14 protein-coding genes are annotated in these 15,522 nt (G+C 65.1%); 2 read left to right on the top strand and 12 right to left on the bottom strand.

All coding sequences use genetic code 11. The features are described 5' to 3' along the window. Positions 1-36 precede the first annotated feature (36 nt). The 3 genes from J2X53_RS08060 to J2X53_RS08070 are packed head-to-tail and all read right to left on the bottom strand — an operon-like array spanning position 37 to position 2,548. Positions 37-690 (bottom strand): hypothetical protein, encoded by a 654-nt coding sequence (locus tag J2X53_RS08060; protein WP_349036978.1) that lies wholly within the window; start codon positions 688-690, stop codon positions 37-39. Then, positions 690-1,649 (bottom strand): glyoxalase, encoded by a 960-nt coding sequence (locus J2X53_RS08065; RefSeq protein WP_349036979.1) that lies wholly within the window; start codon positions 1,647-1,649, stop codon positions 690-692. Before J2X53_RS08065 ends, J2X53_RS08060 begins: the two co-directional genes overlap by 1 nt. Beyond that, positions 1,646-2,548 (bottom strand): dioxygenase, encoded by a 903-nt coding sequence (locus tag J2X53_RS08070; protein ID WP_349036980.1) that lies wholly within the window; start codon positions 2,546-2,548, stop codon positions 1,646-1,648. Before J2X53_RS08070 ends, J2X53_RS08065 begins: the two co-directional genes overlap by 4 nt. A 91-nt stretch (positions 2,549-2,639) precedes the next feature. On the opposite strand from J2X53_RS08070, the gene J2X53_RS08075 reads away from it, so the two are divergent. Together J2X53_RS08075 and J2X53_RS08080 are read left to right on the top strand one after the other, a co-directional pair. Next, positions 2,640-3,608, top strand: a complete 969-nt coding sequence (locus J2X53_RS08075; RefSeq protein WP_349036981.1) for a LysR family transcriptional regulator — start codon at positions 2,640-2,642, stop codon at positions 3,606-3,608. 48 nt (positions 3,609-3,656) lie between these two features. After that, the gene (locus tag J2X53_RS08080; protein ID WP_349036982.1) at positions 3,657-4,475 is read left to right on the top strand and encodes an SDR family oxidoreductase; all 819 of its coding nucleotides are present in this window, start codon (positions 3,657-3,659) and stop codon (positions 4,473-4,475) included. A gap of 31 nt (positions 4,476-4,506) precedes the next feature. Here the strand turns inward: J2X53_RS08080 and J2X53_RS08085 are convergent, their stop codons facing one another. The 9 genes from J2X53_RS08085 to J2X53_RS08125 all read right to left on the bottom strand — a co-directional run bounded on the left by J2X53_RS08085 (position 4,507) and on the right by J2X53_RS08125 (position 15,392). Then, positions 4,507-5,178, bottom strand: coding sequence for a PIG-L deacetylase family protein (locus J2X53_RS08085; RefSeq protein ID WP_349036983.1), 672 nt, complete (start codon positions 5,176-5,178; stop codon positions 4,507-4,509). Then, positions 5,179-6,438 carry a hypothetical protein gene (locus tag J2X53_RS08090; protein WP_349036984.1) on the bottom strand — a complete coding sequence of 420 codons (1,260 nt, stop codon included), beginning with the start codon at positions 6,436-6,438 and terminating at the stop codon, positions 5,179-5,181. Between the two features lie 11 nt (positions 6,439-6,449). Continuing rightward, the gene (locus tag J2X53_RS08095; RefSeq protein ID WP_349036985.1) at positions 6,450-7,484 is read right to left on the bottom strand and encodes an ABC transporter ATP-binding protein; all 1,035 of its coding nucleotides are present in this window, start codon (positions 7,482-7,484) and stop codon (positions 6,450-6,452) included. Between the two features lie 11 nt (positions 7,485-7,495). Beyond that, positions 7,496-8,314, bottom strand: coding sequence for a carbohydrate ABC transporter permease (locus J2X53_RS08100; RefSeq protein ID WP_349036986.1), 819 nt, complete (start codon positions 8,312-8,314; stop codon positions 7,496-7,498). Further along, positions 8,311-9,153: a sugar ABC transporter permease gene (locus J2X53_RS08105; protein ID WP_349036987.1), complete on the bottom strand. Its 843-nt coding sequence runs from the start codon at positions 9,151-9,153 to the stop codon at positions 8,311-8,313. The genes J2X53_RS08100 and J2X53_RS08105 overlap by 4 nt, the downstream gene beginning before the upstream one ends. Before the next feature lie 77 nt (positions 9,154-9,230). Continuing rightward, positions 9,231-10,496, bottom strand: coding sequence for an ABC transporter substrate-binding protein (locus tag J2X53_RS08110; RefSeq protein ID WP_349036988.1), 1,266 nt, complete (start codon positions 10,494-10,496; stop codon positions 9,231-9,233). A 36-nt stretch (positions 10,497-10,532) separates the two neighbouring features. Further along, a complete protein-coding gene (locus J2X53_RS08115; RefSeq protein WP_349036989.1) occupies positions 10,533-11,558 on the bottom strand; it encodes a LacI family DNA-binding transcriptional regulator in 1,026 nt (341 codons plus the stop codon). Positions 11,559-11,777: 219 nt separating this feature from the next. Further along, the gene (locus J2X53_RS08120) at positions 11,778-13,358 is read right to left on the bottom strand and encodes a hypothetical protein (RefSeq protein ID WP_349036990.1); all 1,581 of its coding nucleotides are present in this window, start codon (positions 13,356-13,358) and stop codon (positions 11,778-11,780) included. Between the two features lie 390 nt (positions 13,359-13,748). Beyond that, positions 13,749-15,392: a CTP synthase gene (locus J2X53_RS08125; RefSeq protein ID WP_349036991.1), complete on the bottom strand. Its 1,644-nt coding sequence runs from the start codon at positions 15,390-15,392 to the stop codon at positions 13,749-13,751. Positions 15,393-15,522: the final 130 nt, after the last annotated feature.

Raw genomic sequence — 15,522 nt, forward strand, 5'->3', positions numbered from 1 at the left:
TGTCATGCGGCCCGCCGGAAAAATGAAACGGCGGCCCTAACGCGGGGCCGCCATTCCGGGTGTCTTGCCGCTGGCCAGATCGGACAGCACGGTCTGAAGCATCGCCACTTCGGCATCACTCACCTCGTGCCCGCGTCCGGGGAACAGATCGCTGCGCAGCCTGGCGCGGCTTTGGCCAAGCTCCAGCACGGCCTCCCTAAAGGCGGTGACCGGAATCCACGGATCAGCATCCGAGCCGGTCAGATAGACCGGCAGATCCGGGGGCAGGGCCTGCGGGCGCAGATCGCCCGGCTGACCCACCCGGCAGCCGGTGAACGCCATCAGCGCCTCGGGCGCAGGGCGGCCCGAAAAGGCATATTCCAGCGACAGGCAGGCGCCTTGCGAGAACCCCGCCAGCACCAGCGGCAGGCCGGGATAGTCCGCCCGCGCCGCCGCCAGATCCGCCTCCAGCTGATCCAGCGCGTCCGAGAGCGCGCGCTGCGTGTCCTCGGTCAGCGTGTCCACCGCGCGGGCGGCATACCAGCTGCCGCCATCCGCACGGGGCAGCACAAACGCCACTTCCGGCGCGGAAAATCGCGCCAGAATATGCGCTTGCATCTCTTCGGGCGATTGCCCCCTGCCATGGACAAGGACGCAGACCGCCCTTGCCCCGCCTGCCGCCGCCCCCAGCCAGAGCGCGCCGTTTGCCATCAGACGAACTCGGCCGCTTCCAGCCCCTCGCGCAGCTCTGCTTCGCGGTCCTTGAACCATGGCGGGAACACCAGCGTCTTGCCGATCTGGCTAGGCGGTTCATCCTTGGCCCAGCCTTCGGGTGTGGTCCAGGCCAGCTCGAACAGCGCGCCGCCGGGGCTGCGGACATAGCAGGATTTGAAGTAGTTGCGATCCTTCTGCTCCGAAATATCGGTGAACCCGAGGCCCTCGATATGGGCGCGCAGCTTCAGCTGGTTTTCCTCATCGCCGGTGTTGAGCGCCAGATGGTGGATCGTGCCGCCCGACAGCGTCCAGGTGCCCGCCGGGCTGTCGCGGTCCTCGATCACCTCCACCCGCTGCACCACGCCATTGGCATCGGGCACGCGGTAGACCAGACCCTCATGCGTGTCGGCCTCTTTGGTCAGGGGCAGGGCGATGGTCATGAAATCATCCATCGCCGTGCGGTCAAAGCAGGCCACCACCGCACCGTAAATCCCCTTGATCCCATGCTCCGGGCCAATGCCCTGTGCGGCATTGGTGATCGGCGTGCGCGGGTCGGCGTCGCTTTCCACCAGCTCATGCGGAATGCCGCAGGGGTGGGCAAAGACCACGCGATCCGCCCCGAACCGGGTCGTCATTTCCGCCGCAATGCCGCGCTGGTTCAGCCGGTCCACCCAGAACTGCGATGCGCCCTTGGGAATGGTCTGCAGAATGCTGCGCGACTGGTTGGTGCCGCGACGGCCATACACGCCGGGCTTGCGGAACGGGAATGTGGTGATGATGGTCGAGGCATCGCCATCGGGCGAGCCGTAATACAGATGATAAACCGGGATGGTCCCGTCAAACAGCACCGTGCGCTTGACCGAATGCAGGCCGAGCGTCTTGGTATAAAAGTCAAAATCCTCCTGCGCGCCGTCGGTCGACATTGTCAGGTGGTGATAGCCGCTGATCTGGCTCATGTGGTCTCCTCCGTTTCAGATCCGCTTTGCCGCAACGGGCAAAGCACCAGGTTTACGTCAAGCAATCGCCCCGCCGCCGGATTTGGGGCAGGGAGAAAATCGGCAAGCAATTCGGGTTTGACCCCAAAGATCGCATCCCGCCCGATGGCGGCATCGGCGCGGTCAAAGATATGCGTCACCAGCGTCTCATGGCCCTTGGCCGAGACGCGGAAATGCAGATGCGCCGGGCGTTCCAGACACAGGCCAAGCGCCTGCATCAGCCTGCCGACCGGGCCGTCAGACGGCAAGGCATAGCCGCGCGGCATCACCGAGCGAAAGCCAAAGCGCCCTTGGCTGTCGGTGCGGAACCGGCCGCGCAGATTGTGCTCGGGCTGGCGGTCGGGTTCCTGGTTTTCGTACTTTCCCTCGGCATTGGCCTGCCACACCTCGACCAGCGCGGCGGATAGGGGCGCACCGCCCAAAGCCGTGATCTGCCCGCGCACCGCCAGCGGCACACCCTTGCCATCGCGCGACAGATCGGCCCCCAACGGCAGATCGGGCGCGTCAGCGCGGTAGAACGGCCCCGCCACCGTGTTGGGCGTGGCGCCAGACGGGCGCGGGCAGCTCAGATCGTCCAAGAGCGACGACAGCCCCAGCGCATCGGCCAGCAGCACCCATTCCTGCCGGCGCGGGTCCGCCGCATGGCCCACCTCGGTCAGAAATTCGATTGCCGCGCGCAGTTCCGCCGGGGTCAGGTTCAGATCGTCGCTCAGCTGATGCAGGGTCAGAACCAGCGTGCCCAGCGTTTCGCTCAGCCGCGACGGGGCGACCCGGCCCAGCCGGTCGGCGAACTCTGCTGAAACCCTGCGCGGCTGCGCCGGGCTTGCGCCCGCCTGCGGCCTGCCATGCTGCCCTTCCATCCCTCGGGGCCTCCCGTCCCCTTGCGATAGCAATAGCGCGGCTTGGCGCGAATCTGATTGAGTTGTTCGCCGCACAGTATAGCACTATGGCATGAAGCTGAATGAACGCCATCTGATGCAACTCGCCGCCGTCCTCGATGCGGGCGGCGTCTCCGAAGGTGCGGCGATGCTGGGCCTGACCCAACCCGCCGTCAGCCGCTCACTCGCCATGCTGGAGGCGCGGGTCGGCGAGCCGTTGTTCATCAAGGGCCGCCGCCCGCTGCAGGCCACCGCCCTGGGCGGCCAGCTCGCGGTTCAGGGCCGCGCCATCATCGCCGCCTCGCGCCGGGCGTCAGATGTGGTGCAGGGCTTTGTGCGCGGCACCACCGGGCAGGTGCGGCTGGGTGGGGTGCCATTCTTCATTGACGCGATGATCAGCCGGATGATCGGCGAGTTTCTCAATCTGGAACCCGGCGTCACCGTGCATCAGGCCTATATGAACCTGCCCGAGCTTTCCGCCGCGCTGGAAGCGAACCAGATCGACCTTGGCATCGTGCCGATTGGCGCGCTGGAGCTGGGGTCGCGCTTTGTCTTCACCGAGATCTTGCCCGGCCGCAACATCGTGGCCTGTCGCCCGGGCCACCCTCTGATGCGCAAACGCCCGCTGGAGGCGGGCGATCTGACCCGTTATCCATGGGTGGCCCCACTGCCCGGCTCGCCCCTGATGTCGGATCTGCAGATGATCCTGATGTCGATCGGCATGTCGGATTTGAACATCCGCTATTCCGGCGGCTCGCTGATGAGCGTGGTGAATGTGCTGGGCGAAACCGATGCGCTGGCGGTGCTGCCGTTTTCGGTGGTCTTTGCGCAGCGGCAGGAAAACCGGGTGGTCGTGCTGCCCTATGACATTCCGCAGCCCAACCGCTCGCTGGGCCTGCTGCGCCTGACCTCCGGACCGCGCAATCCGGCGGTGGAGCGGTTTGCCGGCTATATCCTCTCGGCCTTTGACGATCTGAAACATGTGATCCGCCGGCATGAGCGGTCGGTGATCTGGGGCGCAGGCCCTGACAACAACGGCTGACAGCAACGACCCGGCCCCCGCACGCCGCGCCAACACAAAGGACATGCCATGAATCGCATCGACGGAAAAATCGCAGTCATCACCGGCGGCACCCAAGGCTTGGGTGCCGCCGTCGCGCGCCAGTTTGCGCAGGCCGGGGCGGCGGGCATCGTGCTGGTGGGGCGCGGGCAGGACAAGGGCGACAAGGTCGCCGCCGAAATCACCGCAGCGCATGGCATTCCGGTGATCATGGTGCCCGCCGATCTGGGCCGGATCGAGGATGTCCGCAGCGTCATCGCCCGCGCGGACAGAGCCTTTGGCCGCGTCGATATTCTGGTCAACGCCGCCGGGCTGACCGACCGGGGCACGATCCTGAACACCACGCCAGAGCTGTTTGACCGCATGTTCGCCGTCAACGTCCGCGCGCCGTTTTTTCTGATGCAGGACGCCGCAGCCCTGATGATCCGCGAGCGCGTCGAGGGCCGGATCGTCAACATAGGCTCGATGTCCGAACAGGCGGGCCAGCCGTTTCTGGCCCCCTATAGCGCCTCCAAGGGCGCGCTGGCGACGCTGACCCGCAACGCCGCCTTTGCCCTGATGCGCAACCGGATCCACATCAACCAGCTGTCCATCGGCTGGATGAACTCCGACCACGAACGCCAGCTGACCGCATCCGAGACGGGTGATCCCGGCTTCATCGACCGCGCCGCCGCCGCCACACCCTTTGGCCGCATCCTTGACCCGGTCGAGGTGGCAAAGGCGGTGCTGTGGCTGTCCAGCGCCGACAGCGGGATGATGACCGGCGCAATCGTCAACTTTGACCAGTCGATCTGGGGCGCTTATGATGACGCCCCGGTGCCCGCATTGCCGCTGTCCCCTGCGCCTTGACGGCGAACTCGGCGGGCTGTGGCGCCCCCTCTCAGCGCCGCCCCACGGGGCGCAGCGGCGGGGCAGGGGGCAGCAGCCCGCGAATGTCGGCAAAGGGAAAGCGCGGCTCGAACCGGAACGCCTCGGCCCGGTGCTCTGGCGGCGCATTGCACTCGCCTGCGCGGAACGCCGCCTGCCGGTTCGCCATATGCACAAACCGCTCCGGGTCTTGTGAGACATGCGCCCGGATCGCCGCCTCTTTCGCGGGCCAATGGGGCGTGATCCCGACCCAATGCGACGGCGCAAAGCCGGTGCCGTTCAATGTGTCCATCCACAGCACCGGCACCGAAAACCCCGCCGCCTGCGACGCCGCCGCTGACAGGGCGCGGTGATCGGCGTGGTAATCATTCGGCGCATGGGTCAGCAGCAGGTCAGGCCGCTCGCCGGCGATCAGATCACGCAAGCACTCTTCCAGCGCCGCATCCGCCCGCAACCCGCCATCGGGGAACCCAAGGAACCGCGGCACCGCCAAAGGTGCAAGCGCTGCGGTCGTCTCTGCCGCGCGCTTTGCCCGCAATTCCGCTGCAGGCAAAGCGCCCCCCTTGGCCCCATCCGTGGCAATGGCGAGCACCAGTTCCGCCCCCATCGCCGCCCATTCCGTCAGCGTGCCAAAGGCGAAAATCTCCAGATCGTCGGGATGTGCGCCAATGGCTAGAATCTTCACTCAGGTCTCCATCGCCAGAAACTCCAACACCATCGCCGCCGTCCAGGTGAACCGCCCGCCGCCCAAAGGCTCGCCCGTCTGCGGATCATAATACTCAGCAAAGCCGCTTGTCCGGATCAGATCAAGGCTTGATGCGGTGATCTTAGCCGCCGCATCGCTCTGCCCGGCCCGCGCAAGACCATCGGCGATCATGTAATTGACCACCAGCCAGACCGGCCCGCGCCAATAGCGCTTGGCATCAAAGCGCGGGTCCGATGGCGGATGGCTCGCCACCCGGAACCTTGTGCCATGCCCCCCGATTGTCGCCGCAATCGTCGCGGCGCGCGCGGCAGGGATCGCACAAAACGCCGCCAGCAAGCCGCCCACAGACGGCGAGTCGATCAACGCCCCCGTCACCCGGTCCAGACACAGATACTGGCCATGCGCGTCCGACCACAGCCGTTCCAGCGCCGTCAGACCCTTGGCCGCATAGGCCCGGTTCTCCACCGCCAGCGCCGTTTCGCCCAACGCTTCCGCCAGATCGGCCAGATCGGCGCAGGACCGGATCAGGATCGCATTGAACCCGGGGTCCACCACCTGAAACGGTGAGGCGTCGTGCAGCTTTGCCGTATCCCATCCCAGACCCCGGAAATGCTCGACCAGCCACAGATAGCGGTCATACTGCGCCTTGGTCGGGCGATGCGCCGGGTCGGCGTGCTGGGTGTCGCGGCGGGTATAGGGGGCGATGCCGTCGGTCGGCACCCGTTCAAACGGCGCGTCCCAGTCGATGGAATTGTCGCGCCCCGCCTCCCACGGATGCAGGATCGCCACCAGACCCTCACCGCCCGGATCGCGGGTCGCATAAAACCAGCGGTGCCAGGCCGCCACCTTTGGCAGCAAGGCCCGCGCCCGCGCCTCTGCCGCTGCCCGGTCCGTCGCCCGGTCAAACATCCGGCGCAGCGCAAAGCCTGCGACCGCCGGCTGGGTGATGCCCGATGTCGGCACCGGCCGCCCCGTGGCCCAGACCTCGGCGCCCGGAAAATAGCCGTCATCCAGCTTGTGAAACACGATATGCGGCACCATCCCGCAGGGCCATTGATGCGCAAACAGCGTGTCAATCTCGGTCCAGGCCCGCGCCTCGTCAAAGTGCCGCTGGCCAAGCGCTGTCAGGCACGAATCCCAGTTCCATTGGAACGGATACAGCCCCTTGGTCGGCACGGTGTAACTGCCGCGATCATTTTCGCGCAGAATTTCAATCGCGTTCTCAGACAGTGTGGTCATGGATTCGTCTTTCACAAGGCAGATTGCGTGTCAGGGTCGAACCAGCGGATGCGGTCCGGCACCGGGGCAAGGTGGAGGATGTCGCCGGGCGAGGGCAGCAGATTGCTTTCAAGAATCGCGCGGAACGGCTGGCCCGCCACCGAGGCGGTGATCAGCGTATGCGGCCCCAACGGCTCCACCACGCGCACTTCGGCGGGCAGCCCGTGCTCTGCTGGATGCAGATCCTCGGGCCGGATTGCAAACTCGGCCGCCGCAGCCGCAGGACCATCAAACACCTGCCCCGCCACCTGCCATTTGCCCACCCCCGCAGGGGCGGCGGTCAGGAAGTTCATCGGCGGGTTGCCAATGAAACTGCCGACAAACCGCGCCGCAGGGTTGCGGTAAACCTCCACCGGGTTCGCCGCCTGCACGATCCTGCCGCCGTTCATCACCGAAATCCGGTCGGCAAGGCTCATCGCCTCGACCTGATCATGCGTCACATAGATCGTGGTGGTCTTGCTTTCGGCCAGCACGCCTTTCAGCTCGGCGCGCATCTCCAGCCGCAAGAGCGCATCAAGGTTCGACAACGGCTCGTCCATCAAAATCACATCCGGCTCCATCGCCAGCGCGCGCGCCACCGCGACGCGCTGGCGCTGACCGCCCGACAACTCGCCCGAATAGCGCTTCAACAGCTGCCCGATATGCATCAACTCGGCGGTGCGGGTGACGCGCCGTGTCACCTCGGCCTGATCCATCTTTTTCATCCGCAGGCCAAAGGCGATGTTTTCAAACACCGTCAGATGCGGAAACACCGCGTAATTCTGAAACACCATCGCGATGCCCCGCTCGCGCGGGGGCAAATGGTCCACCCGCCGCCCGCCGATCCAGACCTCTCCGGTCGTGGGCGTTTCCAGCCCGGCGATGATGCGCAGCAATGTGGTCTTGCCACAGCCTGACGCGCCCAGAAGCACCATGAATTCCTGATCGGCAATGGTCATATCCACCGAATGCAGGGCGGTGAAACTGCCAAAACTCTTGGCGACCTGCTTGATTTCGATAACGGCCATGGTGACCCCCCTTAACGGTTGGCGATGCCCCACATCGCAAACAGGTATTTGCGAACGGCAAAGATGAAGAACAGGGCAGGCAGCACCAGCGCCGCCCCGCCCGCGAATTTCAAAGGCAAGGGGGATACATCCAGCGATTGCAGCAAAAACGCCGTCAGCGTCCGGTTTTCCACCGTCAGCACGGCGGCGGCAAACACCTCGTTCCAGCTGATCACAAAGGCAAACACCGCCGAGGCCGCAATCCCCGGGGCCGCCAGCGGCAGGATCACCTTGATGAACGCCTGCACCCGGTTGCAGCCCAGCGTCCAGGCCGCCTCTTCCAGCTCCAGCGGAATGCCGGAAAACAGCGAATAGGTGATCAGCACCGCAAACGGCAGCGCCAGCGTGGTATGCACCAGTGCCAGGCCCAGAATGGTGTCATCCAGACCCGTGCGGATGAACATGACCGCCAAGGGCAACGCCAAGAGCGGCAGCGGAAACGCCCGCGTCATCACCACCAGAAAGCGGAACGCCTCCTTGCCCGGAAAGTCGAACCGCGACAGCGCATAGCCCGCCGGTGCGCCGACCCCGATCGACAGGATCATCGTCACCGCCGCCACCCGTACCGAATTCCACAGCGCATCCAGCACGCCGGAAAACCCGAAAAAGAACGACAGCGACGCCAGATCAAACGACGGGATGAACCGCTTGGGAAAGGCCGTCACCTCGGCAGGGGCCGACAGCGCGTTGACGAACAAGAGCCAGATCGGCAGCAGAACCCACAGGATCAGCAGGGCAACCCCTGCGACAAACACACGGTCGCCCGCGCGGCGAACGGATGGCGCGCTCATACCCGTGCCCCCTTTGGCACATGCAGCAGCCGCAGGATCAGGATGGTGAACGCCACCGAAACGCCCAGAATGACCATGGCAAAGGCCGCCGCCACCCCGCGTTCCTGCATCGCAAACTGCCAGTGATAGGTTTCCGACATCAGCACCGGCAGCTGGGTGCCACCCAGCGCCACCACCACCGCAAACACCTCAAACGCCAGAATGACCCGCAAGATCAGCGCGGTCTGCAGGCTGGGCCGCAGCATTGGCAGCGTCACCCGACGGAACTTCTGCCAGCGCGAGGCACCAAACACATCCGCCGCCTCGCGGTATTCCTTGGGGATCAGCCCCATCCCGGCGACAAGGATCACCATCATGATCGCCGTCGCCCGCCACACCTCGGCCAGCACGATGGCGATGAAGATGATCCAGGTGTTCTGATAGCCCAGCAGCAGAATGGGTTGGTCAATCACGCCCAGACCGACCAGCAGCGAGTTCAGAAACCCCGACTGCTCGAATATCGCGAGCCACACCAGCCCCGCCGCCAGATCCGAAATCCCCAGCGGAATCGCAAAGATATACAGGATCGTCGACCGCCCGCGTTGCAGTTTGGTCACAATGCTGGCCATGGTCAGCGCCATGGCCAGCTGGATCGGCACCACCACCGCCGCCAGCAGCATCGTATTCCAGAACGCGGTGCTGAATTTCCAATGCCCGGCCATGCGGGTGAAATTCTCCAACGTATAGGCCCCGTTACGCATCACCGAGTCATGCGCGACCTGTACAAAGGGGAACAGGAAAAACAGGCATAAAAACGCTGTTGCCGGCAGCAGCAGCAGATAGGGAAGCAGACGCGGCATGGCCCTCGCCCCTTTCGGTCAGGTGGGAATGCGGGGCGCAGCCGCAGCTGCGCCCCGAAAGGCTCAGTTGACCGGCCTCAGTTCACCGGGCAGGGGCCTTCCGAGGCCACATCCGGGGCCCAGCACGGCGCATTCGCCTCGACCATCAGCGCCCGCAGAACCTCGGCCTGATCATCCAGCACTTCGCGGATGTCCTGTCCCGCCAGGATGATCCGCTCGAATGTGTCGGTGTAGACCTGATTGAACTGACCGCCCTTGTCGCCCAACCCCATCGGCAACAGTGCCGGCAACGCATCCGCCGCCCCCGTCATCGCCGCAATCGCCGGACCGGCCGCCTGAACCGAGGCGGGCATGTCGTCGGGCAGCTCGGTCGCGATCACCGGGAAAAAGTTGGTCGCCCGCAGCGTCGCAATCTGCGTCTCTGGCTGCAGCATGTACTGCACCAGCGCCATCGACTGCTCCATATCCGGCGCGGTGCGCGGCACCGCAATGCCCGCTATCACCGGCATGAAGGCGCGGCCCTCGGGCCCCGCCGGGGCCGGGAAGGCCACGAAATCATCGGGCCGCTGGTTGAACGCATCGGCGATCCGCGCCACGTGGTCAAAGGCGATCCAGACCTCTTCGGTCACCAGCTGTTCTTGCATGAACGAATAATTGGTCGCCGCCGGATTGGTGTACTGCCACAGCTCGCGGAACTTCTCCCACGCCACCACCGCCGCGTCAGAGCGGAACTCGGTTACCGTCGATCTGGTATAGGCGGGCAGCAGAAAGCCCTGGAAAAACCTGTGCTTCAACCCCTGCGGCCCGGCGGGAAAGCCGAATTTCGGCCCGCCCGTCGCCTCGGCGGTCGCGCGCGCCCAGTCGATCAGCTGGTCATAGGACAGCGCATTGATATCCGCGCCCTCGGGCACAAATTCCAGCGCCTTGCGGTTGGCCACCATCAGATAGGTCGCCTGCATCCACGGGATATACTTCTGCTCACCCGATCCCAGACTGCCCAGCTCCATCATCGCCGGACCCACCGCCGTGGCATCAATGCCCGACAGATCCACCAGATCGCCGCCCAGCGACGACAGATCGCCATGCAGACCGCCCAGCACCGCAATCGTGCCCGATCCGGCCTGGAGTTCCGCCTGCATCCGCGTCAGCCATGGCCCTTCGTCCGAGGGCTGGTAATCCACCCCGCCGGGGAATCCCGCCATCACCGCGTCGCGCATCTTCTGGCTTTCCTCGATCGGCTTGGCCTGAGTGGACCAGAACAGCGGCTCCGCCAGCACCGGCCCGGTCAGCATGGAAACCGTGACCGCAACTGCCGTCATCCGCAAATGTCTCAGCATCTTCATTGTCGTCCTCCCTTTTTATCGTCTCTGGTCGTCAATTCACGCCGGCACCGGCCCGTGGCTGGCGCGCAGCACCAGCTTTGGCCGGATCAGCAAAGAGTGGTGGTCCGCCCCGGGGGCCTCGATCCGCGCGATCAGCATCCGCCCGGTCGCGCGCGCCGCAGAAAACGTGTCGCTGTCAAAGGTGGTCAGCCCGGGCCGTGCCAGCGCGGCCGAGGTGATGTTGTCATAGCCGATCACGCTCAGATCCCCCGGCACCGACAGCGACAGGCTTTCCGCCACCTGCAGGACATTCAGCGCCAGCGAGTCAAACAGCGCCAGCACCGCCGTGGGCCGCGCCTCTTGCGTCAACAGATCGCGCACCACCTGCCGCCGCCGCGCGGCATCGTACCGGGGTGAGGTGGCGATGCTCACCGACACATCCGGGTCGCCCCGCCGCTCGATCGCCTGCAACACGCCCTCGGTCCGGTGGTGGCGGAAGGTCATCTGCTCTTCGATGGTCAGCAGCGCAAACCGCCGGTGGCCAAGCGCATACAAGAGATCAAACGCCTCGGCAAAGGCCGCCGTGCCATCGGTATCGACCCAGGAATAGGGCAGGGCGTCCGACAGCACCCGCCCATGAGTGACAAAGGGAAAGCCTGCGCCGATCAGATACTCCACCCGCGGGTCAACCTCTGATGTCCGGCCCAGAATCAGCCCGTCGGCCCGCCGCGTGGTCACGATGTTGCGGATCACCGACAGCTCTGACTGGCCTTCGGGGATCGCGGCCAGAAACAGGTCCACCCCGGTTTCCGCCAGCCCATGGCCCAGACCCGAGATATATTCACCCAGATAGCTGTCTTCGCGGCCATAACCGGGGTCGGTCAGCACCAGCCCGGCAAAGCCGGAACTGCGCCCGCCAACCAGCGATTGCGCCGCCCGGTTGGGCGCATAGCCCAACTCTTCCGCCGTGGTCTGAACCCGCAGACGGGTGGTTTCGGGGATCCGCGCATTCCCGGCCAAGGCCCGCGACACGGTTGAGGCCGACAGCCCCAACACCCGCGCAATATCCTTGATCGTCGCCATCCCAGACCCCCTCCCAGCTGTCCATGACGGAAAGGCTAACACCAGATCTGAGTCTGCGCAAACGTTTGCGCAGATTTTTTTAGGGGCAGTATCGCGCTTCCAACAGGGCGATTAGAGGGGGCAGAAATCGCGCGGCCGCATTTTTTAGGGTAGAAAAGGGCAGGGGCCGGCGTCCATCACAGACCCTGCCCCTTTCCATTCCGGCTTCAGATTTTCCCGTCAGTTCGGGGCGACCGAAAAGCTCTGCCCTGCCAGCAGGGCGCAGGCGGCCTGATCGGCGGGCACTTCAAAGCCACCCTCGGCACCGGCAGCAACCTCGCACTCCAGCGGCAGCGCCGTGCTGTCACCGCCCTCTGCCGCCTCCAGCCGCAGAACACCGTTTTCCAGGCTGTATTGCCCGGCAAGGGTCTGCTCTTCGCTGACAAGCTCAAACGCCCCGCCGTCCGCAAGGGTCAGGGTCACGCCCTCGGATACATATTGACCCGGCTCCAGCGAAATCACCTCGGGCGCGTCGCCTGTGTCCTCGGGCGCTGCGTCAGCCGCAGTCTGATCAACGGCCCCGTCCGGCACGGGTGTAGCATCTGCCTGATCGGCGGCTCCCTCAGGTGCCGTCGAGGCCTCATCAGCGGCACCGCCCTGTGCATCCCCGGCAGCAGACGGATCGGCGGCCCCCTGTTGATCAGGGGCGGCGGCAGGCTCTTCGGCTCCCGCCGCCTGATCTGCGTCACCCGCATCCTGCGCAGCGTCCGCACCAGATCCGGCAGGCGCGACAGCATCCTGACCTTCGGGCGCGCCTGCTGCCGCAGGCGCATCTGCGCCCTCCGCGTCAGCCGAGGCAGGGTCTTGCGACCCCTCCGTTCCTTCCGCCGCCTCGGGTGACGCTTGCGCCGCTGTGCGCGCGAATGCCTGCGTATCATCTGCAATCAGGGCCGTTTGCGCCGCCATCTGCTCGGTCAGCTGACGCTCGATCCGCACCAGATCCTGCGACCGCGCCGAGACATCCTCGGTCAGCTGGGTCAGCACCGCCTGTCGCTCTTCGCGCTGCGCCTGAATGGCGGCGACATCTTCGCTCAGCGTCGACTGCACCTGCGTCAGCCGCGCGATCTCTTCGGTCAGGCCGCGCGACTGGTCTTCCAGCCGGATCGCCTCTTCGCGGGTCTGCGCCGTGGTTTCCTCAACCGCAGCCGCCTCCTGCAGCGCGGCTTGCAGCCGGGCTTCAGTCTCGGATGCCGTCTCGCTCAGGGTGGCGGTCTCGGTGGTCAGATCGGCAAGCGTCTGGCGCACCTCGGCCTCACGCGCGCGCGCTTCTTCCAGCCGCGTCCCGATGGCAGCCATTTCTTCGGTCTGCGTGGCGACCTGCGATTCCAGCTCGGCGCGCCGCTGCTCATAGCCCGCGAGTTCCTCGCGCAGCGGTGCAACTTGCGCCTCCACTTCGGCCAGCGACGCCCGCCCAGCCTCCTGCTCGGCCTCCAGCCCGGTCAGTGCCGCCTGTGCGGCATCCCGCTGGGCGATCAGGTCGTCCAGCTCGGTCTGCACGGCCGCGCGCTGCGCCGTCGCCTCTTCGACCTCGGGGGCCAGACGCGCGATGGACGCATCCAGCTCCTCCAGCGTGCCCGCCGCCGCGCGCTGCGCCTCCAGATCGCGTTGCAATGTGCCGCTCTGGGCCACCACGGTGTCCAGCTGAGCTGCCGTATTGCGCTGCTGGGTAAAGAAATAGATCGTACCGATCCAGCCGACGACCGCCGCAACAGCAACAATACTGGTTGTCGAGGTCAGTCCGCTTTTGGTGGTGGCCGCCATGTGAGTATCTCCCCTGTGAAAATCTGTCGGTTTTCCGCTCCCGTCAGGCCATGGGTGGGGCCGGTGATTCAAAAGGGCACAGGTCGCAACTGTGTCTGATCGTCCAGGGGGCGCTCGTAAAGGATTAACACCGATGCCCGGTATCCGGTTCCCCGCTCTGACAACATGACGCACCGCGCCCCGGCTGCTTGCCGGGGGACGGGCCTTGTGGGGCGGGCACAGATAAGGGGAAGGCAGCGCGACGACGAGCGGTCGCAAAGCAAAGATGACCGCCCTGCAGTCGCAAAATGGAAAAAGTTAACGATCCGTTAAACCGACCGGGTCAATCCATTGATTTTAAAAGATGCAGAGTCCTGTAACACAGGGGGAACCGCAGGTTCCCCCGTGCCGTCAGACCAGCCGCTCCACCTCTTTCGCGGCCCGCACGAAGTCGGCGAACAGCGGGTGCGGGGCAAAGGGCTTGGATTTCAGCTCGGGGTGGAACTGGACCCCGATGAACCACGGATGATCCTTGACCTCGACGATCTCGGGCAGCTTGCCGTCAGGAGACATCCCCGAGAACACCAGCCCGCAGGTTTCCAGCTGTTCGCGGTACTTGATGTCGACCTCATAGCGGTGCCGGTGCCGTTCCTCGATCACCGTGCCGCCATAGATCTCGGCCACATGCGAGCCGACCTTCAGGCTGGCGGTATAGGCCCCCAGCCGCATGGTGCCGCCCTTGTCGTCACCGGCCTTGCGCCGCACCGTGTGGTTGCCCTGCACCCATTCCTTCAGGTGATAGACCACCGGGGTAAAGCGCTTTTGCCCGGCCTCATGGTCAAACTCCTCCGACCCGGCATTCGGCAGCCCGGCCAGATTGCGGGCGGATTCAATGACCGCCATCTGCATGCCAAGGCAGATGCCCAGATAGGGGATCTTCTTTTCCCGCGCGAACTGCGCCGCCTTGATCTTGCCTTCGGTCCCGCGCTCGCCAAAGCCGCCGGGCACCAGAATGGCGTGGTAGTTCTGCAGATAGGGGGCGGGATCTTCATGCTCAAAGATTTCCGCGTCGATCCATTCTGCCTTGACCCGGGTGCGGTTGGCCATGCCACCATGGGTCAACGCCTCGGCGATCGACTTATAGGCGTCTTCCAGCTGGGTATACTTGCCCACGATCGCCACCCGCACCGTGCCTTCCGCCCCGTTCAGCCGGTCCATCACGTCTTCCCAACGGGTCAGGTTCGGCTTGGGCGCGGGCGAGATGCCAAAGGCGTCCAGCACGGCCTGATCAAGGCCCGCACGGTGATAGGCGAGGGGGGCCTCGTAGATCGTCTTCAGATCATAGGCCGGGATCACATGTTCCTTGCGCACGTTGCAGAACAGCGCGATCTTTTCCCGCTCTTTGTCGGGGATCGGATGTTCCGACCGGCAGACCAGCACATCCGGGGCCAGGCCGATGCTCTGCAACTCCTTGACCGAGTGCTGGGTGGGCTTGGTCTTCAACTCTCCGCTTGCCGCAAGATAGGGCAGCAGCGTCAGGTGCATCAGGATCGACTGACCGCGCGGACGCTCATGGATGAACTGGCGGATGGCCTCAAAGAACGGCAGGCCCTCGATATCGCCGACGGTGCCACCGATCTCGCACAGCATGAAATCGACCTCATCCGCGCCGATGCGCAGGAAATCCTTGATCTCGTTGGTGACATGCGGAATGACCTGAATGGTCTTGCCCAGATAATCGCCGCGCCGTTCTTTCTCCAGCACGTTGGAATAGATCCGGCCCGAAGAGATGGAATCGGTGGCGCGGGCATGCACGCCGGTAAAGCGCTCGTAATGGCCAAGGTCCAGATCGGTTTCGGCGCCATCGTCGGTGACAAACACCTCGCCATGTTCAAACGGCGACATCGTGCCGGGGTCGACGTTCAGATAGGGGTCAAGCTTGCGCAGGCGGACGGTGTAGCCCCTGGCCTGCAACAAAGCACCCAGGGCGGCAGAGGCCAGCCCCTTGCCAAGCGATGACACAACGCCGCCGGTAATGAAAATATAGCGCGCCATGTGCGGCCCCCGTGTTGTTCGTCGCGATTCGATGGGTGGGAATCGCAGCACCACGGGACCCATGCCTTACCCTAGGCAACGGTCTTTTGCAACAGCACCGCTAGATGCTGTTTTGCAAGGTGGAGCCGCG

This window comes from Pseudotabrizicola sp. 4114, assembly GCF_031457365.1.
Lineage (GTDB): Bacteria > Pseudomonadota > Alphaproteobacteria > Rhodobacterales > Rhodobacteraceae > Pseudotabrizicola.